The sequence below is a fragment of the Thioalkalivibrio sp. ALJ1 genome (genome assembly GCF_000745395.1).
GTDB lineage: Bacteria > Pseudomonadota > Gammaproteobacteria > Ectothiorhodospirales > Ectothiorhodospiraceae > Thioalkalivibrio.
The window spans coordinates 1,961,125-1,986,557 of record NZ_KN050684.1 but is presented as its reverse complement, the minus strand read 5'-3'; the positions used below and the strand labels follow the sequence as shown (position 1 = coordinate 1,986,557).

Annotated in this window: 26 protein-coding genes, 2 tRNA genes and 1 pseudogene; 6 read left to right on the top strand and 23 right to left on the bottom strand. The window is 64.0% G+C overall.

The window, feature by feature from the left end; translation table 11 throughout:
• Positions 1–10 precede the first annotated feature (10 nt).
• Entirely contained in the window at positions 11–529 is a 519-nt protein-coding gene (locus F462_RS11690; RefSeq protein ID WP_038054339.1) for a DUF302 domain-containing protein, read from the top strand.
• Between the two features lie 120 nt (positions 530–649).
• On the opposite strand, the gene secF is transcribed toward F462_RS11690, so the two are convergent.
• The 5 genes from secF to queA form a co-directional block, all read right to left on the bottom strand.
• Positions 650–1,597, bottom strand: coding sequence for a protein translocase subunit SecF (gene secF / locus F462_RS11685; protein ID WP_018140547.1), 948 nt, complete (start codon positions 1,595–1,597; stop codon positions 650–652).
• 16 nt (positions 1,598–1,613) lie between these two features.
• On the bottom strand, positions 1,614–3,482 hold the full coding sequence (secD, locus tag F462_RS11680; protein ID WP_038054336.1) for a protein translocase subunit SecD: 1,869 nt from the start codon (positions 3,480–3,482) through the stop codon (positions 1,614–1,616).
• Positions 3,483–3,503: 21 nt separating this feature from the next.
• Positions 3,504–3,833, bottom strand: a complete 330-nt coding sequence (yajC, locus tag F462_RS11675) for a preprotein translocase subunit YajC (RefSeq protein WP_038054333.1) — start codon at positions 3,831–3,833, stop codon at positions 3,504–3,506.
• 83 nt (positions 3,834–3,916) lie between these two features.
• Positions 3,917–5,032: a tRNA guanosine(34) transglycosylase Tgt gene (gene tgt, locus F462_RS11670; RefSeq protein WP_038054330.1), complete on the bottom strand. Its 1,116-nt coding sequence runs from the start codon at positions 5,030–5,032 to the stop codon at positions 3,917–3,919.
• Positions 5,022–6,089, bottom strand: coding sequence for a tRNA preQ1(34) S-adenosylmethionine ribosyltransferase-isomerase QueA (gene queA / locus F462_RS11665; protein WP_038054327.1), 1,068 nt, complete (start codon positions 6,087–6,089; stop codon positions 5,022–5,024). The genes tgt and queA overlap by 11 nt, the downstream gene beginning before the upstream one ends.
• 90 nt (positions 6,090–6,179) lie before the next feature.
• On the opposite strand from queA, the gene F462_RS11660 reads away from it, so the two are divergent.
• Positions 6,180–6,266 (top strand) — tRNA-Leu (locus F462_RS11660).
• A gap of 40 nt (positions 6,267–6,306) precedes the next feature.
• A tRNA-Thr gene (locus F462_RS11655) sits at positions 6,307–6,382 on the top strand.
• 101 nt (positions 6,383–6,483) lie between these two features.
• Here F462_RS11655 and F462_RS11650 read toward each other — a convergent pair.
• The 8 genes and pseudogenes from F462_RS11650 to F462_RS11620 all read right to left on the bottom strand — a co-directional run bounded on the left by F462_RS11650 (position 6,484) and on the right by F462_RS11620 (position 11,882).
• Positions 6,484–6,960, bottom strand: a complete 477-nt coding sequence (locus F462_RS11650; RefSeq protein WP_371180519.1) for an RDD family protein — start codon at positions 6,958–6,960, stop codon at positions 6,484–6,486.
• A gap of 45 nt (positions 6,961–7,005) precedes the next feature.
• Positions 7,006–7,068: pseudogene (locus tag F462_RS13990) on the bottom strand (zinc-ribbon domain-containing protein); the annotation flags it as partial.
• A 161-nt stretch (positions 7,069–7,229) separates the two neighbouring features.
• Positions 7,230–7,751 carry a tRNA adenosine(34) deaminase TadA gene (tadA, locus tag F462_RS11645; protein ID WP_038054323.1) on the bottom strand — a complete coding sequence of 174 codons (522 nt, stop codon included), beginning with the start codon at positions 7,749–7,751 and terminating at the stop codon, positions 7,230–7,232.
• Complete coding sequence (locus F462_RS11640) at positions 7,738–8,247, bottom strand: glutathione peroxidase (RefSeq protein WP_038054320.1); 510 nt, start codon at positions 8,245–8,247, stop codon at positions 7,738–7,740. Before F462_RS11640 ends, tadA begins: the two co-directional genes overlap by 14 nt.
• Positions 8,244–8,915, bottom strand: a complete 672-nt coding sequence (locus F462_RS11635) for a PqiC family protein (RefSeq protein WP_038054318.1) — start codon at positions 8,913–8,915, stop codon at positions 8,244–8,246. Before F462_RS11635 ends, F462_RS11640 begins: the two co-directional genes overlap by 4 nt.
• Before the next feature lie 4 nt (positions 8,916–8,919).
• Positions 8,920–9,933, bottom strand: coding sequence for an MlaD family protein (locus tag F462_RS11630; RefSeq protein ID WP_038054316.1), 1,014 nt, complete (start codon positions 9,931–9,933; stop codon positions 8,920–8,922).
• Positions 9,930–10,733, bottom strand: a complete 804-nt coding sequence (locus F462_RS11625) for an ABC transporter ATP-binding protein (protein WP_051918125.1) — start codon at positions 10,731–10,733, stop codon at positions 9,930–9,932. Before F462_RS11625 ends, F462_RS11630 begins: the two co-directional genes overlap by 4 nt.
• A 3-nt stretch (positions 10,734–10,736) precedes the next feature.
• Complete coding sequence (locus F462_RS11620) at positions 10,737–11,882, bottom strand: MlaE family lipid ABC transporter permease subunit (RefSeq protein WP_038054314.1); 1,146 nt, start codon at positions 11,880–11,882, stop codon at positions 10,737–10,739.
• Between the two features lie 132 nt (positions 11,883–12,014).
• Here F462_RS11620 and F462_RS11615 point away from each other — a divergent pair, with 132 nt between their 5' ends.
• The 3 genes from F462_RS11615 to F462_RS11605 are packed head-to-tail and all read left to right on the top strand — an operon-like array spanning position 12,015 to position 16,011.
• Positions 12,015–12,953 (top strand): AAA family ATPase, encoded by a 939-nt coding sequence (locus F462_RS11615; RefSeq protein ID WP_038054312.1) that lies wholly within the window; start codon positions 12,015–12,017, stop codon positions 12,951–12,953.
• Positions 12,935–13,960, top strand: coding sequence for a DUF58 domain-containing protein (locus F462_RS11610; protein ID WP_038054309.1), 1,026 nt, complete (start codon positions 12,935–12,937; stop codon positions 13,958–13,960). The genes F462_RS11615 and F462_RS11610 overlap by 19 nt, the downstream gene beginning before the upstream one ends.
• Entirely contained in the window at positions 13,957–16,011 is a 2,055-nt protein-coding gene (locus F462_RS11605) for a transglutaminase TgpA family protein (RefSeq protein ID WP_038054306.1), read from the top strand. Before F462_RS11610 ends, F462_RS11605 begins: the two co-directional genes overlap by 4 nt.
• 154 nt (positions 16,012–16,165) lie before the next feature.
• Here the strand turns inward: F462_RS11605 and iscR are convergent, their stop codons facing one another.
• The 10 genes from iscR to F462_RS11555 all read right to left on the bottom strand — a co-directional run bounded on the left by iscR (position 16,166) and on the right by F462_RS11555 (position 25,384).
• Positions 16,166–16,645: a Fe-S cluster assembly transcriptional regulator IscR gene (gene iscR / locus F462_RS11600; RefSeq protein ID WP_018140562.1), complete on the bottom strand. Its 480-nt coding sequence runs from the start codon at positions 16,643–16,645 to the stop codon at positions 16,166–16,168.
• A gap of 302 nt (positions 16,646–16,947) precedes the next feature.
• The gene (locus F462_RS11595; RefSeq protein WP_038054966.1) at positions 16,948–17,523 is read right to left on the bottom strand and encodes a L,D-transpeptidase; all 576 of its coding nucleotides are present in this window, start codon (positions 17,521–17,523) and stop codon (positions 16,948–16,950) included.
• 13 nt (positions 17,524–17,536) lie between these two features.
• Positions 17,537–19,045 (bottom strand): amidophosphoribosyltransferase, encoded by a 1,509-nt coding sequence (gene purF, locus F462_RS11590; RefSeq protein WP_038054304.1) that lies wholly within the window; start codon positions 19,043–19,045, stop codon positions 17,537–17,539.
• Between the two features lie 19 nt (positions 19,046–19,064).
• Positions 19,065–19,613, bottom strand: coding sequence for a CvpA family protein (locus F462_RS11585; RefSeq protein WP_038054301.1), 549 nt, complete (start codon positions 19,611–19,613; stop codon positions 19,065–19,067).
• A 73-nt stretch (positions 19,614–19,686) separates the two neighbouring features.
• Complete coding sequence (locus tag F462_RS11580; protein ID WP_038054298.1) at positions 19,687–20,280, bottom strand: SPOR domain-containing protein; 594 nt, start codon at positions 20,278–20,280, stop codon at positions 19,687–19,689.
• A gap of 95 nt (positions 20,281–20,375) precedes the next feature.
• Entirely contained in the window at positions 20,376–21,713 is a 1,338-nt protein-coding gene (locus F462_RS11575) for a bifunctional folylpolyglutamate synthase/dihydrofolate synthase (protein ID WP_038054296.1), read from the bottom strand.
• 5 nt (positions 21,714–21,718) lie between these two features.
• Positions 21,719–22,681, bottom strand: coding sequence for an acetyl-CoA carboxylase, carboxyltransferase subunit beta (gene accD, locus F462_RS11570; protein ID WP_038054294.1), 963 nt, complete (start codon positions 22,679–22,681; stop codon positions 21,719–21,721).
• Between the two features lie 36 nt (positions 22,682–22,717).
• Positions 22,718–23,551 (bottom strand): tryptophan synthase subunit alpha, encoded by an 834-nt coding sequence (gene trpA / locus F462_RS11565; protein WP_038054292.1) that lies wholly within the window; start codon positions 23,549–23,551, stop codon positions 22,718–22,720.
• The gene (gene trpB / locus F462_RS11560; RefSeq protein ID WP_038054289.1) at positions 23,548–24,756 is read right to left on the bottom strand and encodes a tryptophan synthase subunit beta; all 1,209 of its coding nucleotides are present in this window, start codon (positions 24,754–24,756) and stop codon (positions 23,548–23,550) included. The genes trpA and trpB overlap by 4 nt, the downstream gene beginning before the upstream one ends.
• Complete coding sequence (locus F462_RS11555) at positions 24,743–25,384, bottom strand: phosphoribosylanthranilate isomerase (protein WP_038054286.1); 642 nt, start codon at positions 25,382–25,384, stop codon at positions 24,743–24,745. Before F462_RS11555 ends, trpB begins: the two co-directional genes overlap by 14 nt.
• Positions 25,385–25,433 lie beyond the last annotated feature (49 nt).

The following is a 25,433-nucleotide window of genomic DNA, read 5'->3' as shown; positions in this document are numbered from 1 at the left end:
GGACGGAACCATGAAGACATTTCCCCGTATCACCCGCGCGGTACGCAACACCGGCATCGCCGCCGCCCTGGGCCTTGGCCTCGCCATCGCTGGCACGGCAAGCGCGTACGAGACCTACATGGAGACGGACGAGCGCATCATCTACAAAACCGAAGGCGAGTTCGATTTCTACTTCGAGATGATCGAAGAGGCCATCGGATCCGAAGGACTGGTCATCAACAACGTCGGCCACATCGCCGACATGCTCGATCGCACCGGCGGCCATGAGAAGGGCGAAGGCATCTACCTGAACGGTCGTTCCGTGGACTTCTGCAGCGCTACCTACTCGCGCGCGACCATGGAAGCCGACCCGCACAACATGCTCTTCTGCCCCTACATCATCACCGTCTACGAGCTGAGCGACGAGCCTGGCACCATCTACATCGGCTACACCCCTGTGCCGGAGATTGGAGACAAGGATTCGAAGAAGAGCCTGCGCGATGTCAACGAACTGGTCGACCGCATCGTGAAGGAGGCCCTGGCCTTCTAAACGCTCCAGCCCCGGTGCCCAATCCAGGGCCCCATAAAAAACGCCCGGAGCCTATGGCTTCCGGGCGTTTTTTATGCACGCAACTTCGGAGGGTAAACCGCGCACGTGGCGCGGAGTCGCCTACGGCGTCTGGTCTTCCTCGGCCCCTTCTTTCTTCACCGGGAGCAGCACCTGACGGTCGACCCCCAGCAAAAAGGCTGCGGTCGCCGCGATAAAGATGGACGAGTACGTCCCCACAATCACCCCGATAATCAGAGCGATGGAGAAGTTTTGCAGAGCGGCGCCACCAAGAAAAGCCAATGAAAACAGCACCAGAAGCGTCGTCGTACTGGTCACGATGGTGCGCGCCAGCGTCTTGTTCACCGCAATATTCATGACCTGCTCTGTACCCTGCTTACGCAAAATACGGAAGTTCTCGCGTATTCGGTCATACACGACGATGGTGTCATTCAGCGAGTAGCCAATCACCGCCAGCACCGCGGCCAGCACACCCAGGTCGAATTCCATCTGCAGCAAAGAAAAGATACCGAGCGTAATCAGCACGTCATGGATCAACGCCAGCACCGAACCGATAGAAAAGCGCCACTCGAAACGAACGGCCACGTAGATCAGGATGCCCGCCAAGGCATAGATCATGGCCAGCCCGCCCTGCTCACGTAGCTCTTCTCCCACCGCCGGCCCGACGAATTCCACCCGACGGAGGTCCGGATCATCCGGCCCACCGTCCTGCAAGGCGTTCAAGACCCGGTTGGACAACGTCGCCGGATCATCATCGTCCTCGCTTGGCGGAAGACGGATCAGGACATCACGCGACGTCCCGAAGGTCTGCACCTGGGCCCCGGAAAAGCCACCGGCCGAGAGCGTCTCTCGGATGGGGTCCAACTCCACCGCTTCGGGGTAGCCGACCTCTACCAGCGTGCCCCCGGTGAAGTCGATGCCGAAATTAAGGCCTCGGGTCGCCAGCAGAGCGATGGAGATCAGAATCAGGACCAGCGAGATCGTTAGGGCAATCTTGCGCTTACCCAGGAAATCGATATTCGATTCGGCGAAATTCAGATGCGGAAGCATGCGTCTATCTCCGCCTTTAAATAGACAGGCGCGTCAGCCGACGCTGGCGCCCGTACGTCAGGTTAACGATCGCTCGGGTCACGATAATCGCGGTAAACATGGACGCGATAATCCCGATCGATAGCGTAATGGCGAAGCCCTTGATCGGGCCGGTGCCGAACAGGAATAGCACCAGCGCCGCGATCAGGGTGGTGACGTTCGCATCGGCGATGGTCGTGAACGCACGGTCATAGCCAGATGATATCGCCGCCTGTGGCGACAATCCGTTGCGTATCTCCTCGCGTATGCGTTCGAAGATCAGTACGTTCGCGTCCACCGCCATACCCACGGTCAACACGATCCCCGCGATACCCGGCAACGTAAGTGTCGCCTGCAGCATGGACAACACCGACACGATAAACACCAGATTCAGAGCCAACGCCACGTTCGCGATCAACCCGAAAACCCGGTAGTAGAGAATCATGAAGATCATGACGGCAATGAAGCCGATGACGACCGACTGCATGCCACGATCAATGTTTTCCTGACCCAGGCTCGGGCCGACCGTGCGCTCTTCCACAATCGACATCGGCGCAGCCAGTGCCCCGGCTCTCAGCAACAACGCCAGATTGCGTGCCTCGCGGGTACTATCCAGACCGGAGATCTGGAAGCGTCGGCCCAAAGGCTCGTTGATGCGCGCAACGTTGATGACCTCTTCGCTGCGCGAGGTCCGCAGGACCTGCTCGCCGTCTTCCTCTACCGTTTCGGTGGTGGTCTCGATGAATACCGAAGCCATCAAACGGCCCACGTTGTCCGAGGTCACGCGCGAGAAGATACGAGCGCCCTGGCCATCGAGATTGATGAACACCGCCGGACCGCCGGTATCCTGTGCGATCCCCGACGAGGCATCGGTAATGTAGTCACCCGTTAGCATGACCTGACGCTGCAGGAGTACGGGCGTCCCATCCCGCTCGTGGTAAAGGCGAGTACCGGAAGGCGCCCTTCCCGTCGAGTCGGCTTCTTGAGGATCACCCGCTTCCGACACCAGACGGAACTCCAGGGTGGCCGTCGCACCCAGCACTTCCTTGGCGCGTGCCGTGTCCTGCACACCCGGAAGCTGTACTACGATACGGTTCTCGCCCTGCTGAGCGATGATGGGCTCGGCCACACCCAGCTCATCCACCCGCGAACGCAAGGTAGAGATGTTCTGCTGCAGCGCCTGGCGGCGCAATTCGGTCAGGTGGTCATCGTCCAGCGTGGCAACCATACGGATCGTGTCGCCAGAACCGCGTACTTCCCAGTTCAGTTCGTCGCGATATTCGCGGTTCAGCCAGCTTTCGGCCGCTTCGAAATTCTCCTCGTTCGCGAACATCACCGTGATATCGCTGGAACTGCGCTCGATGGTGTCAAAGCTCATGCGTTCGTCACGCATGCGCCCGCGCAGCTCGTTGGCGTAGCGCTCCATCGCTGTGCCGATCACTGCCTCCAGGTCCACCTCCATCAGGAAGTGCACACCCCCGCGCAGGTCGAGCCCCAACGCCATCGGCTGGCCATTGATTGCTCGCAGCCAGTTGGGCGTGGCCGGAGCCAGGTTCAGGGCGACTGTGTGGTTGTCATCCAGGGCGTTGCGCAGGATCTCCGCCGCCGCGGACTGCTCGTCGGTGGTCTCGAAACGCAGCAGGATCTGGCCATCGTCCTGCTCCTCGGCCTGCTTCGGCGTCACCCCCTGAGCCCCCAGAATGGTGCCCATCAGCTCACGGATGTTTTCGTCAATCTCGCCGGTGACCGGGTTGCCAATCTGCACCGACGGGTCTTCCGGGAACAGGTTGGGCGCGGCATACAGGCCCGCGCCCAGGATGACCACGACGATCAGGGCGTAGAGCCACGCCGGATAGGAATTGCGCATATGGAAAACCCTGGAGGGCGATTAAAGGTCTTTGAGCGTGCCCTTGGGCATCACAGAGGCAACCGACTGCTTTTGCACAGCTACGTTCACACCGTCGGCGATATCCACCTTGATGAAGTCATCCGAGACCTCGGTGATCTTGCCGGCCACGCCGCCGTTGGTCACGATCTCGTCACCCTTGGACAGGGCCTCGACCATGGAGCGGTGCTCTTTGGCGCGCTTGCTCTGCGGCCGGATGATCAGGAAGTACATGATCGCGAAGAAGATGATGATCATGATCAGGAACTCGATCATGCCACCGCCGCCGACTCCACCTTCCTGGGCATGCGCTGCTGAAATCAGAAAATCCATCGAAACACTCCGTCTCTTGGTTCAGGGGGTGCGCGGGGCCCGGTGGAAACCCGTGGCCGAAGCGCTAAAAAATAACGCGCGGATTATGGCACAGGCGGCACATCCATGCCGCGCCGACCGTAGAAATCGGCGACGAATTCGGCGAGCTGCGCGCCCGCGATCACCTCGCGCAACCCACGCATCAAATCTTGGTAGTAATGCAGGTTGTGGGTCGTTGCCAGGCGCGAGCCCAGGATCTCGTTGCACTTGTCCAGGTGCTTTAGATAGGCCCGCGAATAATTCCGGCAGGTGTAGCACCCGCATTCCGGGTCGATCGGGCCGGTATCGTCGCGGAAGCGCGCATTACGGATGCGCAGCACACCCTCGCGGGTATACAGGAAGCCGTTGCGCGCATTGCGGGTCGGCATCACGCAGTCGAACATGTCCACCCCACGACGCACGGCCTCCACGATGTCCTCTGGTCGACCCACACCCATCAGGTAGCGCGGCCGATCCTGCGGCAGCAGCGGCAGGGTTGCGTCCAGCGTGGCCAGGCGCTCGTCCTCCGGCTCGCCCACCGAAAGCCCGCCAATCGCATAGCCATCGAATCCGATCTCCTGCAGGCCCGCCGCCGACTCGCGGCGCAGCTCCGGGTACATCCCGCCCTGAACAATGCCAAACAGTGCCGCCGGATTGTCTGCATGGGCCTGGCGCGAACGCGCGGCCCAGCGCAGGGACAGCTCCATCGACCGCCGCGCCTCTTCCAGCGTCGCTGGATACGGCGTGCACTCGTCGAAGATCATCACAATGTCCGAGCCCAGCTCGCGCTGCACCTGCATGGAGGACTCCGGCGTCATCAGCACCTTCGAGCCATCCACCGGGGACTGGAAGCGAACACCCTCCTCGCTAATCTTGCGCATCTCGGCCAGCGAGAAGACCTGGAAGCCGCCGGAGTCCGTCAGGATCGGCCCTTCCCAGTGCATGAAGTCGTGCAGATCGCCATGCGCCCGGATCACTTCGGTCCCCGGCCGCAGCATTAGATGAAACGTGTTGCCGAGGATGATCTCCGCACCCAGTTCGCGCAGCTCCTCCGGCGTCATCGCCTTGACCGTGCCGTAGGTGCCCACCGGCATAAACGCCGGCGTCTCCACGCTACCGCGCGGGAAGTGCAGACGTCCCCGCCGTGCGGGGCCGTCCTGACCCAGATATTCAAACTCCATCAACGCCCTCCCGAGCACTCGGCGGCAGATCATCGGGGTCGCCGGGTGCCAGCCACATCGCATCCCCGTAGCTGAAGAAGCGGTAGTGCTCTGCAACCGCATGCGCGTAAGCATCCAGGATCCGGCGATAGCCGGAGAATGCCGCCACCAGCATCAGCAACGTGCTCTGTGGCAGATGGAAGTTCGTCACCATCCGGTCCACTACCCGGAATCGGTAGCCTGGCTGGATGAACAGCCGCGTCTCGCCCTGGAAAGGCTGGAGCTCACCACCCGCCGCGGCGGTCTCCAGCGAGCGCACGCAAGTCGTCCCCACCGCGACCACGCTCCCGCCGCGTGCCTTGCAGGCGGCTACCGACGCGCACGCCTCCGGCCCCACCTCGAGCCACTCCGAATGCATTTCGTGGGCCTCTGTGTCGTCTACCTTTACTGGCTGGAAGGTGCCGGCCCCGACATGCAGCGTCACGGTCGCCGTCTCCACACCCGCCGCCCGCAACCGGTCCAGCAGGGCATCGTCGAAATGCAGGCCCGCGGTCGGGGCGGCCACAGCCCCTTCGCGGCGTGCGAACACCGTTTGATAGCGATCCGCGTCGTTGCCCTCGTCCGCGCGTTCGATATACGGCGGCAACGGGATATGGCCGTGCTGCTTCAACTGCTCCAGCACGTCCCCGCCATCCACCAGGCGCAGCCGGAAGAACGGCCCCTGACGGTCGGTGACCTCCACAGTGAACGCATCCGCCAGGCGCAGGCGCGTGCCCGGCTTCGGTGCGCGGCTCGCACGTACCATCGCCAGCACCTGCTGCGGCGACTCGATGCGCTCGACCAGCACCTCCACATGCCCGCCACTCTCCTTTTGCCCGAACACCCGCGCCGGAATCACACGGGTATCGTTCAAGACCAACAGATCACCCGGTTTCAGCAGGCGTTCGATCTCCGCAAAGCGGGCATCCTGTGCCTGTTCGTCTTCCAGAACGAGCAGGCGCGAGCCCGCCCGATCCGGCAATGGATACTGGGCAATCAGCTCTGCAGGGAGCTCGTAATTGAAATCGGCAACACGCATGGCGCGCGATCCTACCACGCAGCGCAGACTCGGGAACGCCGGAATCCCTTGTCTCGATCCCTACGTGCGCTACACTACGCCCCACCCGATGCCGGGATGGCGGAACTGGTAGACGCGCCGGATTCAAAATCCGGTTCTGGCAACAGAGTGCGAGTTCGATTCTCGCTCCCGGCACCATTAATTTTCAGGCCCCGACGCGGGCCACCCCCGCACCCAAGCCGGTGTAGCTCAGCTGGTAGAGCATCTGATTTGTAATCAGAGGGTCGCAGGTTCGACTCCTGTCGCCGGCTCCATATCTTACAAGCAGTTACGTACACCGCCCCCGATTCATCAGGCTTGCGCCAACCCCTGTGGTGCACGCAGTGGCGCACCCCCAAACGCTAGCACTACTCGATCACCGCTTGATCACCAGGGTCGAGGCGATGAGGTCGTGCAGGGCCTGTTTACGGCGGGTAAAGGCGGCCATCAGGTAGCCGATCATCAGGATCAGGGCGGAGAGGATCTTGGACCAGTAGCGGGCATTCGCCCGGCCGAAGCCGATGCGTTGACCGTCTAGGTCGGTCACGCGCAGGCCCAGTATCCGCTTGCCCGGAGTGGCCTGCCATTCGGATGACTCGAAGATGGTGTAGTACAGCCACGAGATGATGATGCCCAGCAGGTTGCCCAATCCCTGCCCGGCTGCCTCGATGGTGTGCATGTCCGAACTGCCCGCCATGGACGCGCCCATGATAAAGGCCAGTGGCATGACGATCACGAGCGCGAGAATCGTGACCAATACCCAGTCGATCAGTAACGCCAGGGCGCGATACCAAAAACCGGCGTAACGCATTTCGTCCGGAACAGCACCCAGGCCACTGGATTCCCCCGTCACGCTTGGAGCGGCTACAGCCGCTTGCGGTGCCGTCCCCATCCGCGCGCCGCAAGCGGAACAGAATTGAGCATTGGGTGGGTTTTCCTGCCCACATTGCGTACAGAACATGCGTTGCTCCCTATGCTCGCACCGCTCGCGCGGCATCCCTGGCTTAAGCTCCTGACCGCAATATCCCGCTCATGGCTCGCCGCGTCGAGCCCCGACCCACGTCCTGCACATCCGTGGCCCATGTTGCCGTTACGGCTTCTGCCAGGGGGCGCTCCTTCAATTCAGCCTTCGCGGCGGCCACGGCGGGCGCGGAAGAACGCGCGCAGAAGGTCACCGGCCTCCTCGGCCCGGACGCCGCTGACGACTTTGATGCGGTGGTTGTGCGTGGGGTGACCCAAGAGGTCAAGAGCGCTACCGGCCGCGCCCGTGCGGGGGTCGGTGGTGCTGTACACCACGCGCTCCACGCGGGCATGGATCATCGCCCCGGCGCACATGCTGCAGGGTTCCAGGGTCACGTACATCGTGGTGCCAGGCAGACGGTAGTTCCGCAGGCGTTGGCCGGCGGTGCGTAACGCCCGAATCTCGGCGTGGGCGGTGGGGTCGTGAGACTCGATTGGGGCGTTGTGACAGGCCGCCAGGCAACTGCCGTCGGCCGCGACAAGGACCGCGCCCACCGGCACCTCGCCCGCATCTGCTGCGTGCGTCGCCTGCTCCAGGGCTCGGGCCATCCAAAAGTCGTGAGCCTCTGGTTGCTCCGGGCAGGGGCCTTCAGGCGTGGCCGCCGACGGGCTACTGGCCACCATCGGCCTGCGGCTTGGGCACGGCCAGGGCCGCTTCGATGGCCGGGGCCAGGTCGGCCGGCTTCTTTTGTGGGGAGAAGCGGTCGATCACCCGGCCATCGCGCCCAACCAGGAACTTGGTGAAATTCCACTTAATGCCCTGGGTACCCAATGTGCCGGGTGCCTGGGCCTTCAGGTGCTGGTACAGGGGATGCGCGCCGTCGCCGTTTACCTCGATCTTAGCGAAGACGGGAAAGGAAACGCCGAACTTGAGTCCGCAGGCCTGGATCTCGTCCACGCCCCCGGGCTCCTGACCCCCAAATTGGTTGCAGGGGAAGCCCAGGACCCGGAAACCGCGCTCGGCGTAGCGATCGGCCAGGGCCTGCAGCCCCTCGTACTGCGGGGTAAAGCCGCACTCACTCGCGACGTTCACGATCAACAGGACATCACCTCGCCAGTCCGCCAACACCTGTTCACCGCCTTCGGATGTCGGTGCGGAAAAATCGAAGACGTCGGTCATTCGCGGGCCTCCTGTTCTGCTTCGCGCAGCAGTTCGCGCTCCAGTTCCAGTAGTACTTCGGCCGTGGCCTGGGAGAGTGCCGCCACCAGGCGTGAGGCGGAGCGGCGATCAATGGAACGTTCCGCGTCCATGTGTGCCAGCCGGGACCGTTGATCCGTCCGCAGCTGGGTTCTCAATCCGACGCGCCCCATCCCACGCACTGGCGTATCGGCGTCCACGTCGGCCAATTCCGAGAGATTGGCCTCGTCCAGGTCGCCATACAGGGCGGTGACCAGGATGTGTAGCTGCACCGCGGGTCGGCCTTCGCGACGCGCATCGGCCGAGTTGTCGACCAGTTCGATGGCTGCATCGCTACGCGTCCAGCGTTCGCGCAGCAGTTGCTCGATCTGCTCGGCCGGCGCAAGAAACCATTCGTTGTAATAATCCGATTCGTAGCGATGATTACCCAGCCGATACACCAGCCCTTTGCCCGAATAAGCCGGGGCCACACGGACCGAACCCAGCTCGACGGCCAGCGGACCCTCGGAATCAGCCTGAAGCGGTGCCGGCTCCGCCGGCAGTTCCAGAAGGAACCATGAGCGGTCGACCGCCTCGCGCTCCGGAATCAGCGTGCAACCCGCCAGGAACGAGGCAAAGATCAGGGTTGCGGGTAGTGTCCATCGGATCATCGGTCTACTCCTCGTCCATCGTGCTGCGCGGCGGCGGGGCGCCAAACAGGGCGCCACCCGGATTACGGCGCACATCATCCGACAGGCTGCGGATCCCGGAAATTGCGGCCTGCAGTTCGTCCAGGGTTTCCAGCAGCTTGGTCTCGCTGACGTCCATACCGCGATCCAGCCGCTCCACCATCGAATCCATGCGATCGACCAGACGGCCGACATCCGCGGCTTCGGCCGTCTCGCGCAGTTCGCGCAGGGCCGCCCGGGTCTCGCTGGGGAGCGCCTGGGTATCGGGATGGTCAACGATGCGTTCCACTGATTCCATCACCCGGTTGGCGGTGCGCGTGGTGGTTTCCAGCTCGGCGATCAAGTGATCGGCGTGGTCCGCGATGGCCCCCGTATCCAGCTCCGCAATGGTCGTTTCGACGGTCACCAGGAGCTGCGTCAGGTTATCCACCACGCCCTCGATATCCAGCTCATCGATGCGCTTGAGCAGGCTTTCCGCGTATTCCAGGAACTGCATGGCCGTGCTGGGTGCCGACGGGATGTAAAAGGCTTGCGGTTCCCAGTCATAGTCCAAAGGCGGATGCGACTCCGGGTCGGAAAAGTCCGCTTCGAGGTAGTTCATGCCGGTGATACCTTGGGCGGCCATGCGTACCCGCAGACCCGACTCGACCAGGTTCTCCAGGATCTGCACCTGGAACTCCCCCTCCCGCGCACTGGCGGCAAAGCGATCGGGATAAAGACGGGCCCGCACCATGACATAGCGTTTACGTTCTCCAGGGCGGATGTCGGCCTCATACTCCACGGAGGTAAAGGTCAGATCGGTGACCTCACCAATCGTGACGCCGCGAAACTTCACCGGCGCCCCGATCTCCAGTCCCTGGATGGAGGAATCCATATAGGTCTCGATCTGGATGGAGGGGCGCAGCAGATTGCCTGCCGTCAAAATCAGCAGCGCCACCACCAGAGCCGCCAGGCCCCCGAGGATGAACAGCCCCAGGCGGAAATGATGTCGGGCACTCATGCGGGCCTCTCTTCGTCGGAATCCGTTCGCCGCAGGAACCGCTGTACCCACGGATGAGTCGATGTGTCACGCAGTACGGCGGGGTCGCCCTCGGCCGCGATGCCCTGACTCTCCTTGTCGAGCATAATCACCCGGTCCGCGATCGCAAAAATACTGGCCAGTTCATGGCTGACGATCACGATGGTCATGTCCAGGGTGCGCGCGAGCCGCTGGATCAGCCGGTCCAGATCCGCCGAAGTAATGGGATCGAGACCCGCCGAGGGCTCGTCCAGGAACAGGACTTCCGGGTCCAGCACCATCGCCCGGGCAATCGCCGCGCGCTTTTGCATGCCACCGCTGATCTCGGATGGCATGAAATCCGCAAAGGCGCCCAATCCGACCAGCTGCAGGCGCGACCGTGCGATCGCGTCCATCGCGTCGCGCGGCAAATCCGTATGGACCTCCAAGGGCAAGCGCACGTTTTCCAGAAGTGTCATCGAGCCGAACAGCGCACCCATCTGGTACATCACCCCGACCCGCTGCAGGATCGCGTCGCGCTCGGCACCTTCCGCCGCGGTAATATCCGACCCCGCCACCCAGATGTGCCCCGCCTGCGGCTGGAGCAGCCCAATCATGTGCTTGAGCAGCGTACTCTTGCCACTCCCGGACCCGCCAAGAATCACGAAGATCTCGCCCCGACGGACCTCAAAATCGAGATCGCGCATCAGTACGAAGTCATCGAAGCCCATGGTCAGGCCCTGGACCCGGATCACAACGTCGCGGTCCGCCGTTTTCGCGTTGTCTGCGCGCGCTTCACTCATGCCTCAGACCCCCAGGTGGTAGAACAGCACGGCAAACACGCCATCCAGCACCACGATCAGAATGATGGAGGTCACGACGGCACTGGTGGTGGACAGACCCACCGAGGCCGCTCCACTGCCGGTCTGCAAGCCACGCAGACAACCGACGGCGGCAATCACCAGGCCGAACACCACGGCCTTGACCAGCCCGGAGAATAGGTCGGAGGCCGATAGCGCCGAAGTCACCTGGTTAAAGAAAGCCACCCAGGGAATCCCAAAGCCCTGCATCACCACCGCCGCGCCAATCAGGCCGATCATGTTCGCGTACAGGGCCAGCAGGGGGGCCACCAACAATCCCGCCAGGACCTTGGGCAGCACAAGAAAACGCACCGGGTCCAGCCCCATGGTCTTCAGGGCGTTGACCTCTTCGTTGACCTTCATGGTGCCGATCTCGGCCGCGAACGCAGCCCCGGAACGCCCTGCCAGCAAGATCGCCATCATCAGCGGCCCCAGCTCGCGAAACAGCGACACCGCCACCAGGTTGGCCACGAAAATCTCGCCGCCAAACTGACGCATCGCGATCGCAGACTGGAATGCGAGGATGACCCCCAGCAGGAAGGCAATCAGGGAGACAATTGGCAGTGCCTGGAAACCCGCCGCCTCGGCGACGCGCAAGGTATCGCCCCAGCGCACTTGGCGCGGGTGACGCAGCGCACTCCCGATGGCGCGGGTGAGCTCGCCAACAAATCCAAACAGGGAGTAGGCCGCACGGCCCACCGAATCCACCCCATCCAGGAGACCCGACCACCCACCACGCCCGCTGCCATCGCGCGCCGGCTCCATGTCGTCCAGTTCGCGATAGGGCGTCAGCTGCTCCTGGACCATGCGCCCCACGCCCTCCATCCGGACCTCGGCGCCCGCGCGTGCCAGGTCCTGTTCCAGGGCATGCAACAGCGCCGCCCCGGCGCCGTCGCAGTATTCTACCCCCGACACATCCACGACTACGGGAGAGCCGCCCGCGCCGAGCTGTTTGGCTTCGCGGCGCAACACACCCCATACGTGCTCCACCGCATGCACATCCAGCCGCCCACCCAACCGCAGACGGGATGGCGATCCGGCTGTGGCATCATATTCGAAGGGTTGGCCCGATCCGGCGGCGGGAAGATCCATCAGGTAACTCGCTGGACGATTGCCGCCATGGTAGCCGCAACAAGGCCCCGGGAACCATTCGGGCCCGACAAACTCTTCTACGGGAGCCGACCCAAGCGGTACTCCATACTCCATATCGACCAAGAGGTTCGCATGCCACCGGCAACGGATGCCCTGCAGCAGGTGGAACACGCCCTGAACGAGATCCTTCTCGGGAAGCCCGAGCCGGTACGGCTAGCACTCGCCTGCCTGCTCGCCAATGGGCACCTGCTGATTGAGGATCAACCTGGGGTCGGCAAGACCACCCTGGCCCACGCGCTCGCGCGCGCCATGAACCTCGATTACCGTCGGGTCCAGTTCACCAGCGACCTGCTGCCGGGCGACGTTCTGGGCGTCTCGGTGTTCGAGCAGGGCAGTGGGGAATTCCGCTTCCATCCGGGCCCGATCTTCACCCAGGTCCTGCTGGCCGACGAGATCAACCGTGCCCCACCGAAGACCCAGAGTGCGCTACTGGAGGCCATGGAAGAGCGCCAGGCCAGTGTCGAGGGCGCCACGCGCGAGTTGCCGGTGCCCTTCTTCGTGATCGCCACGCAAAACCCCGAAGAACAGGTCGGCACTCATCCCTTGCCGGAGTCCCAGCTGGACCGCTTCCTGATGCGCATCCAACTCGGCTATCCGGACGCCCGTACCGAGCGCGCCTTGCTGGAACGGGGAAGTCCCGCGCAGTCCGCGTCCCCCCTCGCCGACAGTCATCCGGCCCCACCCAGCCTGGTTGCCCCACATCAACTGCGGGAGTGGCAGGAGCAAGTATCGGGCATTCACGCCGAGGGTGCGGTACTGGACTATCTGCAAGGGCTACTGGCCGCCAGTCGCGACCGCGCCCATTTTGCCCACGGCCTGTCGCCGCGCGCCGGCCTGGGACTATTGCGTGCCGCGCGCGCCCACGCCTTCCTGGATGGTCGTGACTACGCCACACCGGATGATATTGCCCGCGTGCTTCCGGCCGTGGCCGGGCACCGCTTGCGCGCCCGCGAGCCGGAATCCCCCGAACGCAGTGTCGCCCGCCTGATGGAATGCGTCCCGACTCCGTGAGCGCCATGTCCCGTTCGCGCCGGCGCATGGCGCGGCTGCGCGACGATGCCATCCGCTGGATCACCCGCCGCCATGCGCACGACGGCGCAGCGGCGCACCTAGGGCGTGACCGCATCTACATCCTGCCCACGCGCGCCGGTTACACCCTGCTCGGGATCATCCTGGTGATGCTCCTTGGATCCATCAATTACTCGAACAACATGGCCTTTCTGCTGACCTTCCTGCTGGTCGGCATCGGCCACAACGCGATGTGGTACACCCATCGCAACCTGCTGGGCCTGCGCATTGCCACCCTGCCCGTGCCGCCGGTGTTTGCCGGGCAGCCTCTGCAAATCCCGTTTCGCCTGGAGGAGGCCGCAGGCCGCGCCCGTGAGGCGCTATACCTGCGCGTTGGGCCGCAGGCAACCAAGCCCCTGGCGATCCCGGCGCAGGGCTCGACCACGGCCACCCTGACGCTCGCCAACCCAGGGCGCGGCATCTACTCGTTACCGCGCCAGCGCCTGGACACACGCTACCCCCTCGGCATCCTGGAAGTCTGGTCCTGGCTTACGCTCGCACCGGAAATCGTCGTCTATCCCGCGCCCATTGATCCGGGCGACCCCCAAGGCGGGGGCGGCGACCAATCCGAACAGGGCTTGGCCCGTCGCGAGGGCGAGGCGCCGGACCAGATCCGCCCCTACCGCCCCGGGGACCCACCCGGACGCATTGTGTGGAAGGCCTACGCCCGCAGCGGCAAGCTGCATGTGCGCGAGGCCGCCAACGGCCAGGGGGATCGCCTGTGGCTGGACTGGGAGGCCATGCCCGCCAGCGACCCCGAGACACGGCTGTCCATGCTGTGCCATCAAGTCCTGGCCGCGCACAACGAGGGTCGGATCTACGGCTTGCGCCTGCCCGGCCAGACACTCGAACCCGCCCAGGGCACCGCCCACCGCGCACACTGCCTGCGCAGCCTGGCGCAGTTCCAGACGGAACCCGTCGAGCTTCAGCCACAGGCCCCCGGGGCATGACACCAACGTTCGCAGCGGCCTACGCCAACCCCAACCTACGGGGTCTCGAACTCGCCCTGATCGCATTGCCGGTCGCCGCGCTGCCCCACATTTGGCACCAGCCGATCTGGATCAGTGTGCTGGTGGCGCTGGCCATCGCCGTTCGTGCCTGGCTTCTAGTAAGCGGACGCCCGGCACCCTCGCTGGGCGTGATGAGCCTTCTGGCCCTGATGGCCGGTGGACTCACCTTCGTGCAGTACGGCACGGTCTTTGGGCAGGAGCCCGGCACCGCCCTGCTGTTGGTGATGATCGCATTCAAACTGCTGGAGACACGCAACCGGCGCGACATCGTCATTGCGTTGTTCCTGGGCTATTTCGTCGTCGTCACCACCTATTTCTTCGACCAATCCATCCTGATCGCGGCCTACTCCCTATTGGCCACCGCGCTGCTCACGGCCGCCCTGATTCAAGTGCACGCCGAACGGTTCATCGCGCGGCGCCAACTCGCCCGCCAGGCGGGCACCATGCTCCTGCATGCCCTGCCCTTCATGTTGATCCTGTTCGTGGTGTTTCCCCGCATACAGGGACCGTTGTGGGGAGATCCCCAGCGTGACCAAACGGCCCAGACCGGCCTGTCCGGCGAGCTCAACCCGGGCGACATTGCCCAGCTCCTGCAGGACGAATCCACCGCCCTGCGCGTCGAGTTCGACACCGACGTACCGCCTCTGCGTGCCCAATACTGGCGCGCCCTGGTCATGACCGACTTCGACGGCCGCCGCTGGTCCGTCGACGAGGACCGATCGACCATCCAGCCAACGGCAGTCGATCACGACACTCTGGTGCATTACACCGCGACCCTGGAACCCACTCGCGCCCGCTATCTTCCCGTGCTCGACTACCCGGCCGTGTTGCCCGATGACGCCGACCTGCGGGCGAACCATCAAGTCCTGCGCGATCGGCGTATTACCAACCGTATCCAGTACAGCGCTGCGGCGGACCTCACCACCCTGCCGGGGGCAAGCGAGGCAGAGCTGGACCCCGAAGAACGCGAACGGGCGTTGCACCTGCCCCCCTCCGCCGCGCCACGGTCGCGCGCGGAGGTGGCCCTGTGGCGGGCTACCCACGGCGACGATGATCGCGCGATCATCCAGGAGGCCCTGCAACGCTTTGGTGCCGAGCCCTACCGCTATACCTTGCAACCCCCAACCCTGCAGGACGACACCACCGATCAGTTCCTGTTCGAGACCCAGGCCGGCTACTGCGAGCACTACGCCTCGGCCTTTGCCGTCTTGATGCGCGCAGCCGGCATTCCCACACGGGTTATCACCGGCTATCAGGGGGGCGCCTGGCAAACGCGAGGCGAGTACCTGCGCCTGCGCAATGCCGACGCCCATGCCTGGAACGAGGTGTGGCTGGATGGCGAAGGCTGGGTGCGGATTGATCCCACCGCCGCCATCGCGCCGGAGCGCATCGAACAGGGTCTGACCGGTTTGGCACAGGACACCGGTGAGGATATTCCCAGCTTCCTGCGTTATGGCGAAGGATTGTCGTGGATGCAACGCGCCCGCTTCGGGCTGGAGGACTGGCGCGACTTTGCGCAGTTCCGCTGGGAGAGCTGGGTGCTCGCCTTTGATCCGGAGCGCCAGCGCGAGCTGTTCGCCCGCCTGGGGCTGGATTCGCAGGATTGGCGCTCGATTCTGATCGCGTTAGCGGTCGGGTTTGGCAGTCTTGCGGTGCTGGTGATCGCCTGGGTATGGCTGCGCACGCCGCGGCGGCGACTACCCGCGGCCGAACGACTGCTGCAACGCCTTTCACGCCGCCTCGCGCGACATGACCGGACGCTTGCGCGACACCCCCATGAGCCGGTGCATGTCTGGTCACGCCGAGTGGCGCAGGCGCGGCCAGACTTGTCGGACACCCTCAGGGCCTTCGCCGAGGTCTATAACCGGCAGCGTTTCGGCAAGCTTTCGTCCAATCAACGCGCGGACGAACTCGAACGCCTACGGGACCTGTTGCGCGACGTGCCTCGCGGATCACCCAGGCAGGCCGTCCATACGCCCATCCATCAGTAGGGAAACGCTACTGATCGAATCGCACGTGCATGCTGGTACGCGGGCCTTCCGGGTGTGCGTCGCACCCGCCAGAACGACTCGGGGCCACCTGGTCGTACAAACCCAGGCGGCCCCGTTCCATGTCTGCGCCCCCCGATAGGGGACACCCGGCGAATTACGCCGCGTCGTTACGGAAGATGAAGTGGTGACGCGCTCCGCGACGCTCATCCTGACGACGTGCAACCTTCTGCACTTCGGGACGGTTGGCAAACTGCGACAACGTAATCCCGTCCAGGAAGTCATAGAGCTGCTGGCTGAGGTCATCCCACAACTCATGGGTCAGGCAGCGATCACCATCCTGGCAGTCCTTGTGGCCCTTGCAACGGGTCACATCCACCGATTCGTCCACCGCGGTGATGATATTGGCGATACTGATCTGATCGGCACGCTTGGCCAGGCGGTAGCCACCACCGGGTCCGCGCACGCCTTCCACCAGTTCGGCCTTACGCAGCTTGGCAAACAGCTGTTCCAGATAGGACAGCGAAATACCCTGGCACTGCGAGATGTCGGCAAGCGTAACGGGACCAATCCGGTCATGGATTGCGAGATCCATCATCGCGGTCACCGCGTAGCGGCCCTTGGTTGAGAGTTTCATATGCCTTGCCTCCGAAATACCGTGTATATGTGTCCTGCTCGACATCCGTTCGCAGGCTTGAATCCGTTCTTATTTCCTGACAACGCTTGTCAGGAATAATTCCCTTCTTACCTGACCACCAGGGTCGGGAATAATTCCCCTATTCTAGCAGGCGAATGAGCAAAGATCACGGAATGCTAACGTAGATATTCAGACCCCCCACCCACGGTAAGTTCCCGCACGACCACAAATCGCGCGGGGGCGCGTCTTAAAGCGGTCGTTCGGAAGGGGAGTCGAGCAGGTGGCCGGGCACGGCCAAACGGTCAAGAAAGATCCGGGACCTCAGGGCCATCAAGGATGGTCACCACCGTCCCCACGGGCAGACGCGGAAACAATTCGATCACGTCGTCGTTGCGCATGCGCACACAACCTTCCGAAGCCGGCTCGCCAATGCGGCCTTCCTCGTCGGTGCCGTGGATGTAGATATAGCGCCGGAGGGAATCGACATTCCCGCCCTGGTTGATGCCAGGCTCCAGCCCGTCCAGCCAGAGAATGCGCGAGGTGATGTTGTCGCGGCGGCTGCGCGCGCCCGGTTCGGTCAGGATATCCGCGATCTGGCCGGTGTCACCCCGGGCACGGAAAATGGTGCCGCGTGGAGCATCCTCGCCAAAACGTTCGACAATGCGGTGCAAACCCAATGGGGTCTTGAATGTCCCCTCCTCGAAGCCGATACCCCGTTCGGATGTCGACACATCGAAAATGTCGGTCACCTGCCCGCGCTCCCAGACATACAGCCGTTGCTGATCGACCCGTACCACCACGATCGGGACATCAACGGCATCCGGGGCACGCTCCTGCGCATCCCGGATCACGGGTTCGATCCATTCCAGGCTGGGCAAGCTCACCTCACGTCTACTTCTTGTTGGCCAGATCCAGCACCTCGCCGGCCACTGGGGTATTCACCAGCCCATCACCCCGCAACGCGGCCAGGTGCTCCAGGTAGTCCGGGGGCAGTTCCGTGACGTACTCGCCCGTGAATACAGAACAGTCAAAGGTACTGATGTTTCGGTTGCCACGGCGCACGGCCTTTTGCAGATCTTCGAGATCCTGATAGATCAGACGATCCGCCGCGATCGCCTCGCATACAGCGTCCTCGTCGCGATCGTGGGCAATCAGCTCCTCCGCGGCGGGCATGTCGATGCCATACACGTTGGGGTAGCGCACCGGCGGTGCAGCCGAGGCGAAATACACCTTCTTGGCCCCCGCTTCCCGCGCCATCATCACGATCTCGCGCGAGGTCGTACCCCGGACGATGGAGTCGTCCACCAGCATCACGTTCTTGCCACGAAATTCCAGCGAGATCGCGTTCAGCTTCTGGCGCACGGATTTCCGCCGCTTGGTCTGGCCTGGCATGATGAACGTACGACCGATATAGCGGTTCTTGATGAACCCCTCGCGGTACTTGATGTTCAGCTCGTGCGCCATCTCCAGCGCCACGGTGCGACCGGTGTCGGGGATCGGCACGATCACGTCGATGTCGTGATCCGGCCAGATGCGGCGGATCTTTTCGCCCAGCGCGGTACCCATGCGCATACGCGCGCGATGCACGAAAACGTTATCGATCACCGAATCGGGTCGAGCGAAATACACGTGTTCGAAGATACAGGGGTGGAGGGCCGTCTCTTCCGCGCATACCCGCGTGCGGACCTCACCCTCGGGCGTGATGAACAACGCCTCGCCCGGCGCTAGATCACGCTCCAAATCGAAGCCCTGAGAGTCCAGGGCCGCGCTCTCCGACGCCACCATCCATTCACGTCCACCCTCTTCCGCCTCACGCGAGCCATAGACGACCGGACGGATGCCGTGCGGATCGCGGAAAGCCAGCAAGCCGCCACCCGCAATCATCGCCACCACCGCATAGGCGCCCTCGGCGCGCTGGTGCACGCGTTCAACCGCGTCGAATACGGAATCGGGGGTCAGCCCATTGTCGAGAAAGCGCAGCAATTCCTGCGCAAACACGTTCAACAGGATTTCGGAATCCGAATCCGTGTTGATGTGCCGGCGATCCGTGGCAAACAACGCCTGCTTCAGCTCGCGGGCATTGGTCAGATTGCCGTTGTGCCCCAATGTAATCCCGAACGGCGAGTTCACATAGAACGGCTGGGCCTCGGCCGAGCTGGATGAGCCCGCCGTCGGGTACCGAACATGGCCGATACCCATGTTTCCGGTCAGGCTCTGCATGTGCTGGTTGTTGAAAACGTCGCGCACCAGACCATTGTCCTTGCGCAGATGCAACCGTCCGTCGTCGTCGCAGGTCACGATGCCGGCGGCATCCTGGCCACGGTGCTGCAACACCAACAAGGCGTCGTAAAGGGGCTGGTTCACCGGGCTACGCCCGACGATTCCGACAACTCCACACATACCGTTCAGAACTCCAGGTTTACGGCGTCGATGCGTCGCCGTCGGGGATCACTTCTTCGACCGGTTCGTCGCTAGCCAGCAGGTCGTGGATCTGTTCCTGCCAGCCCTCCGGTAACTGTGCGATCAGCCAGTCCACCAGGCGCTCGAATTCGGGGATCAGGCGACTGCTCTCCCACCAGGGCTCGTCCGGCATCAGCGTCAACGAGGCCAGGAACACCAGCACCGCCACCAGAAGCACGCCACGCAGCAGGCCGAAGATCACACCCAGCGAGCGATCCGTGCCCGTCAGGCCGCTTCCCTTGACCAGGCGATTGGCGAGCACCCCGAGGATGCCACCCACGATCAGAACCGCAATAAATACCAGCGCAAACCCAATGCCCAGACGCAGCGTCGCATCCGATATCGCCTGCGGAAGCTGTTCCGCCACCTCGGCTGCATAGCGAATGCCCAGCCACACCCCCACGATCCAGGTCGCGAGCGAAAACGACTCACGCACGAAGCCGCGAAACAGGCTTATGAGCCCCGATACAACGATCAGGGCAATGATGATGAGATCAATCCAGTTCACGGCGCGGGCTTCGCATGGTGAAAGGGCGCGTAGTTTACCGCAGCCGTGCGGCGTTCGCAGTCCATTGGCCACATCATGGATGCGCCACCACGATCCCGGATAACTCGAGCTCTTCCGCGAGGCGCTCACCCAGCGCCACGGCGTCCTCGCGCTGGGCCAGCGGGCCCACCTTCACGCGGTAGATTGCACGCCCATCCGCCGTGGAATCGTCGATAAAGGCAGGCCATCCGGCTTCGCGCAAGCGTTCGCGCTGTTCCCGGGCGTTATCCTCGTCACGAAAGCTGCCAATCTGCACGGCCCAGCCGGCTTGTACAGGCTGATCGGGCTCCACCGGCGCTGCCGCCTGGGGCGTCGCGTCGCTGGACTCGCGCGCGGCGTCGGCTTCGGGACCGCCATTGTCCAGGCTGCGCAACTCGGCCACCGACCCATCCCGTTCCGGCACCGGCGTCGGCGGGGAGGCCTCGGCCTCTCGTCCCGGTCCGGGACGTTCCGACGGCAGGGCAATGTCCGGCTCGGCGAAGGTTGGGGGTGCAGGGACCGGGTTTTCGACACCGCTCATGTGCTCATAGCCGGCACCATCGAACAGCCACGGCAGAAAGATGACCGCCAGCACGATCAGGATCACCGCACCGACGAGGCGAAAGCGGATTGGATTGTCGCTATTCATGCAGCCATCCGTGTGCGGATGTTGAAGGGGTACAACAACGTCCTGACATTACGCTCGCGCCCGGTCCCGCCGCAAGCAAGCCATTGCCGGAGCGCTCAGACCGCATTCGCGACTCCGCGACCCGGCCCACCCACGTGCGCACACCCCGACAAGGCCGTCGCGGCCAGTTCGGGTGTCAGCTCCAACACGGCGGCCACGGTATAGAACGAGCCGAAAACCACGATCCGGCCGTCCGGCCCGGCCAGTTCGGCCGCCACGCGCATACAGGCCCGAGCGTCATCCAGGCGCTGCACGCGCGGCTGCCCCGCCGCCTCCAGCTCGTCCGCCAGGGTGGACGCGGGAAGCGCGCGGGGTAGCGTCAAGGGTATCGGTACCCAGGCATCCATGTGGCCCGCCAGGGCCGTCCACATGGGAGCACGTTCCTTGTCGGCCATCACCGCAACCAGGGCCACTGTCGGGCCGGATACCGGGTGGGCGCCCAGCCACCGGGCCAGCTCGCCAACGGCATGGACATTGTGGGCCACGTCCAGCAACCACTGCGGCTCGCCCGGCAACACCTGCAGGCGCCCCGGCGCCGAGGTGCCCAAGGCCAGGCTGACGGTGGTGTCCGTCAAATGTTCGGTCACACCCAAGGCCTCCACAACCGCCAATGCGGTTGCCGAATTCTGCAATGTGGCCCCGTCCAGCATCCCAGCGGCACCCTCCACCTTCCATTCAGAGACCCTGTCCCCGAATCGCCAGAGCAACCGGCCGTCCTCCCGCTCCAGCCCGAAATCCTGGCCCGCACGCAGCGACTTCGCCCCGAGGCGTTCGGCGTGTTCCAGAACACTGGCAGGTGGCTCGAGTTCGCCCAACACGACGGGGCGCCCCGCCCGCATGATCCCCGCTTTTTCACGGCCGATCGCCTCGCGGGTATCGCCCAGCCAGGTCTGGTGATCCAAGTCGACCGCAGTGATGGCCGCCACGTCGGCATCCCAGCTGTTAACCGCATCCAGACGCCCGCCCAGACCGACCTCCAGGACCTGGATCGCGGCGCCCGCCTCTCGAAACAACCAGGCGGCGGCCAACGCACCGAACTCGAAGTAGGTCAGGGAATCATCGCCGCGGGCCTGGTCAATGGCCTCGAAGGCGCGACACAGAGCGGAATCGGAAACTGGATCGCCATCGATGCGGATGCGTTCGTTGTAACGCAGTAGATGCGGCGAGGTGAACAGCCCGACGCGCAGCCCCTGCGCCTGCAGCAGCGCCGCCGTGCGCGTGGCGACGGTGCCTTTGCCGTTGGTCCCGGCGACGATCGCGCTGCGCGGCCCGGTGCCATCACGCAATCCCAGACGGTCGGCAACGACCGCGATCCGGTCCAGCGTCAGGTCCATGCCCACGGGATGCAGCTGTTCCTGAAAGGACAGCCACTCCTCCAGGGTGGAGAACCGCACGGTGGTCAGTTGCGGTGCGACGGGGTCGTGCTCTGGACGTCCCCGCCATTGTCGGGACTAATGACCTCGACGTTCGTGTCTTCGTCGTCCGTCGGTTCAACGTCCGAGACCGGGGCTGGACCATGGGTCAGCATCCCCAGCACCGAAGCCAGTCGACCCCGCATGTCGCGACGGTCCACGATCATGTCGACAGCTCCGTGCTCGAGCAGGAATTCGGAACGCTGGAAGCCCTCCGGAAGCGTCTCGCGAACCGTCTGCTGAATCACGCGCGGCCCGGCAAAACCAATCAGGGCATTCGGTTCGGCGACGTTCAGGTCGCCCAGCATCGCCAGACTCGCCGAGACGCCACCCATCGTCGGATCGGTCATCACTGAAACAAACGGGATCCGCTCTTCCTGCATCCGCGCCAGGACGGCGCTGGTCTTAGCCATCTGCAGCAACGAGAACAACGCCTCCTGCATGCGTGCCCCACCCGAGGCGCTGAAGCAGACCAGTGGAATACCCTGCTCCAGCGAACGATTAGCCCCCCGGACGAAGCGTTCACCCACTGCGGAACCCATCGACCCACCCATGAAGCGGAAATCGAAGGCCGAAGCCACCAGCGGGCGCCCCAGCAACTGGCCCTGTATCACGACCAGGGCATCGCGCTCTCCGGTCGCCTTCTGGGCCGCCACCAGACGATCCTTGTACTTCTTGGAGTCACGGAACTTGAGGACATCGGAGGATTCGATATCGGCCGCGATCTCCTCACGTCCCTCGGCATCCAGGAAGGTTTCCAGACGGCGGCGGGCACTCATGCGGCGGTGATGACTGCACTTCGGGCACACATCGAGGTTGCGTTCTACCTCGGGGCGGTACAACGTCGCGTCACAGCCCTCACAACGCACCCATAGACCTTCGGGTACACCCCTCTTGGTGGCGTTATCGGTGCGGATGCGCGAAGGCATCAACTTCTCGAACCAGCTCATGCCGTCTCCCTGTAATCCGAATCGGCGCCGCGCATTCTACACTGTGGCCGCCGCACCCGGGGAACGCGCCACATCCATCGCGTCACGCATCTCCCGCACCACCGTCGCTGCAGCCCGGGCAAAACCATCGGCATCGCCGTCATGTTCCTCGGCCAGGCGCACGATGGCGCTGCCCACCACGACCGCATCGGCTACCTGCGCCACCTGGGCGGCGGTCTGCGCATCGCGGATGCCGAACCCGACGCCCAGCGGCAACCCGGTATGCCGGCGCAATCCCTCCAGGCGCTCGGCCAGGGCCGAGGTATCCAGTGTCTGCGACCCGGTCACGCCCTTCAGCGAAACATAGTAGACGAACCCGCGCGCGGCCTTGGCCACGTGATCGATGCGGGCGTCGGAGGTGGTCGGCGCGACCAGGAAGATCGGATCGATCCCGGACGCCTCCAACAGGTCGACGACCTCCTCGCTCTCCTCCGGCGGCAGATCGACGGTTAGCAAGCCATCAAGGCCCGCCGTCTTCGCGGTAGCGGCAAAGGCCTCGTAACCCATGCGCTCCACCGGATTCAGGTACCCCATTAGTACCACCGGCGTCGTGGTGTCGGTCTTGCGAAACTCCGCGACCATTGCCAGCACGTCACGCAGGCTGGTCCCGAAGCGCAGTGCACGCTCGCACGCCTTCTGAATCACCGGACCGTCCGCCATCGGATCGGAAAACGGCACGCCCAGCTCAATCAGGTCCGCGCCCGCCGCGACCAGTGCATGCATCAGGGGCACCGTCGCGCCGGGTTCCGGATCGCCGGCGGTCACGTACGGGATCAACGCAGCCCGATTCTGCTCGCGCAATTCGGCAAAGCGCTGTTCGATGCGGCTCATAACGTAATCCCCTCGCGTTCGGCCACGGTGTTCAGGTCCTTGTCGCCACGCCCTGACAGGTTGATGATGATGCTCTGATCCGGGCGCATCTGCGGTGCCAGATCCAGCACATGCGCGATCGCATGGCTGGTCTCCAGCGCCGGGATAATGCCCTCGGTACGCGTCATACGGTGGAAACCGGCCAATGCCTGGTCATCCGTCACCGAGACGTAATTCACCCGACCGATGTCCTTCAGCCAGGCATGTTCCGGCCCGACCCCCGGATAGTCCAGCCCGGCGGAGACCGAGTGCGTGCCAATGATCTGGCCGTTCTCGTCCTCCATCAGATAGGTCCGGTTGCCGTGCAACACCCCCGGCTGTCCCGCGCACAACGGCGCGGAGTGCCGACCCGTCTCGACGCCGTCGCCACCGGCCTCGACCCCGATCATTTCCACCGACTCGTCGCCCAGGAATGGATGGAACAGCCCGATGGCATTCGATCCACCGCCGACGCAGGCCACCAGGGCGTCCGGCAGCTTGCCGGTCATCTCCAGATGCTGTTCGCGGGCCTCACGGCCAATCACCGCCTGGAAGTCGCGCACCATCGCCGGATACGGATGCGGCCCGGCCACCGTGCCGATGATGTAGAAGGTATCGTCGACGTTGGTGACCCAGTCTCGCATCGCCTCGTTCAAGGCATCCTTCAGCGTGCGGGTCCCGGACTTCACACCGACCACCTCGGCCCCCAGCAGGCGCATGCGATACACGTTCTGCGACTGGCGACGCGTGTCCTCCTCGCCCATGTACACCACGCATTCCAGACCGAGACGCGCGGCCACGGTCGCGGTCGCCACACCGTGCTGCCCTGCGCCCGTCTCGGCAATAATGCGCGTCTTGCCCAACTTCTTCGCCAGCAACGCCTGTCCGATGGTGTTGTTCACCTTGTGCGCGCCGGTGTGGTTCAGATCCTCGCGCTTGAGGTAGATCTGCGCTCCGCCCAGTTCGCGCGCCAGCCGCTCGGCGTGATAAAGCGGGTTGGGCCGCCCCACGAACTGCTTCAGGTCGTGATCCAGCTCCGCCATGAAATCCGGGTCGTTGATGTACTGCTCGTACACCTGCTGCAACTCGTCCAGAGCCCCCATCAGGGTCTCCGAGACAAACCGCCCCCCGTAGGGACCAAAATGCCCGCGGGCGTCCGGGAACGCCGCCCAGTCAATCTTGCTCATTCGTTTCCACCTCGCATTGGCGTACGGCCCCAACAAAGGCCTGCATACGCCGTGAATCCTTGATCCCGGGCGCCGATTCCACGCCGGAACTCACATCGACCCCATACGGGCGCAGGTGTTCCAGCGCCTCGCGCACCGAGTCCGCATCCAACCCCCCGGCCAGCAGCCAGGGCCGCTCCAACGCACCTGGCACCAGCCCCCAGTCGAAGCGGTGACCCGACCCACCACTGCGCCCGGCACCGTGGCTATCCAGAAGAAAGCCCTGGGCATCGGGGTGTTCGTCCATGTGGGGTCGTGGGTCCTGCCCTTCGCCCATCGCAATGGCCTTCAGGTACGGCCGACCGAAGCCCGCGCAAAATGCCGGCGCCTCCTGCCCATGGAACTGCAGACAATCCAGCGCCACGGCCTGCAGTACCGCCTCGACGCGGGATGCATCGGGGTCCACGAACAGCCCGACGGTGGTCACAAAAGGTGGCAGCGCGGCCGAAATCAATGCAGCCTGCGCAGGCTCCACGAACCGACGGCTCGCTGGATGGAGCACCAGTCCGATCGCATCGGCCCCGGCGGCTGCCGCCGCCACCGCCTGCTCCGGCGTGGTAATCCCACAAATTTTGACCCGATAGCGCATCCGAAGCCGGCCCTGTTGATCAAGCCGCAAAGCCTACCAGAAGCGAGCC

What these genes read in the sequence shown, in the direction of transcription:
- secD (WP_038054336.1), bottom strand. Translation starts at nt 3,482, where the DNA reads ATGCGCAATTCCTATCCGGCGTGGCTCTACGCCCTGATCGTCGTGGTC.
- F462_RS11620 (WP_038054314.1), bottom strand. Translation starts at nt 11,882, where the DNA reads ATGGATCTTCCCGCCGCCGGATCGGGCCAACCCTTCGAATATGATGCC.
- secF (WP_018140547.1), bottom strand. Translation starts at nt 1,597, where the DNA reads ATGCTTCCGCATCTGAATTTCGCCGAATCGAATATCGATTTCCTGGGT.
- F462_RS11625 (WP_051918125.1), bottom strand. Translation starts at nt 10,733, where the DNA reads ATGAGTGAAGCGCGCGCAGACAACGCGAAAACGGCGGACCGCGACGTT.
- F462_RS11635 (WP_038054318.1), bottom strand. Translation starts at nt 8,915, where the DNA reads ATGATCCGATGGACACTACCCGCAACCCTGATCTTTGCCTCGTTCCTG.
- tgt (WP_038054330.1), bottom strand. Translation starts at nt 5,032, where the DNA reads ATGGAGTTTGAATATCTGGGTCAGGACGGCCCCGCACGGCGGGGACGT.
- purF (WP_038054304.1), bottom strand. Translation starts at nt 19,045, where the DNA reads ATGTGTGGAGTTGTCGGAATCGTCGGGCGTAGCCCGGTGAACCAGCCC.
- F462_RS11630 (WP_038054316.1), bottom strand. Translation starts at nt 9,933, where the DNA reads ATGAGTGCCCGACATCATTTCCGCCTGGGGCTGTTCATCCTCGGGGGC.
- F462_RS11610 (WP_038054309.1), top strand. Translation starts at nt 12,935, where the DNA reads ATGCGTCCCGACTCCGTGAGCGCCATGTCCCGTTCGCGCCGGCGCATG.
- F462_RS11640 (WP_038054320.1), bottom strand. Translation starts at nt 8,247, where the DNA reads ATGACCGACGTCTTCGATTTTTCCGCACCGACATCCGAAGGCGGTGAA.
- F462_RS11580 (WP_038054298.1), bottom strand. Translation starts at nt 20,280, where the DNA reads ATGAATAGCGACAATCCAATCCGCTTTCGCCTCGTCGGTGCGGTGATC.
- trpA (WP_038054292.1), bottom strand. Translation starts at nt 23,551, where the DNA reads ATGAGCCGCATCGAACAGCGCTTTGCCGAATTGCGCGAGCAGAATCGG.
- iscR (WP_018140562.1), bottom strand. Translation starts at nt 16,645, where the DNA reads ATGAAACTCTCAACCAAGGGCCGCTACGCGGTGACCGCGATGATGGAT.
- accD (WP_038054294.1), bottom strand. Translation starts at nt 22,681, where the DNA reads ATGAGCTGGTTCGAGAAGTTGATGCCTTCGCGCATCCGCACCGATAAC.
- F462_RS11615 (WP_038054312.1), top strand. Translation starts at nt 12,015, where the DNA reads ATGCCACCGGCAACGGATGCCCTGCAGCAGGTGGAACACGCCCTGAAC.
- F462_RS11690 (WP_038054339.1), top strand. Translation starts at nt 11, where the DNA reads ATGAAGACATTTCCCCGTATCACCCGCGCGGTACGCAACACCGGCATC.
- F462_RS11605 (WP_038054306.1), top strand. Translation starts at nt 13,957, where the DNA reads ATGACACCAACGTTCGCAGCGGCCTACGCCAACCCCAACCTACGGGGT.
- queA (WP_038054327.1), bottom strand. Translation starts at nt 6,089, where the DNA reads ATGCGTGTTGCCGATTTCAATTACGAGCTCCCTGCAGAGCTGATTGCC.
- F462_RS11555 (WP_038054286.1), bottom strand. Translation starts at nt 25,384, where the DNA reads ATGCGCTATCGGGTCAAAATTTGTGGGATTACCACGCCGGAGCAGGCG.
- trpB (WP_038054289.1), bottom strand. Translation starts at nt 24,756, where the DNA reads ATGAGCAAGATTGACTGGGCGGCGTTCCCGGACGCCCGCGGGCATTTT.
- tadA (WP_038054323.1), bottom strand. Translation starts at nt 7,751, where the DNA reads ATGGTGGCCAGTAGCCCGTCGGCGGCCACGCCTGAAGGCCCCTGCCCG.
- yajC (WP_038054333.1), bottom strand. Translation starts at nt 3,833, where the DNA reads ATGGATTTTCTGATTTCAGCAGCGCATGCCCAGGAAGGTGGAGTCGGC.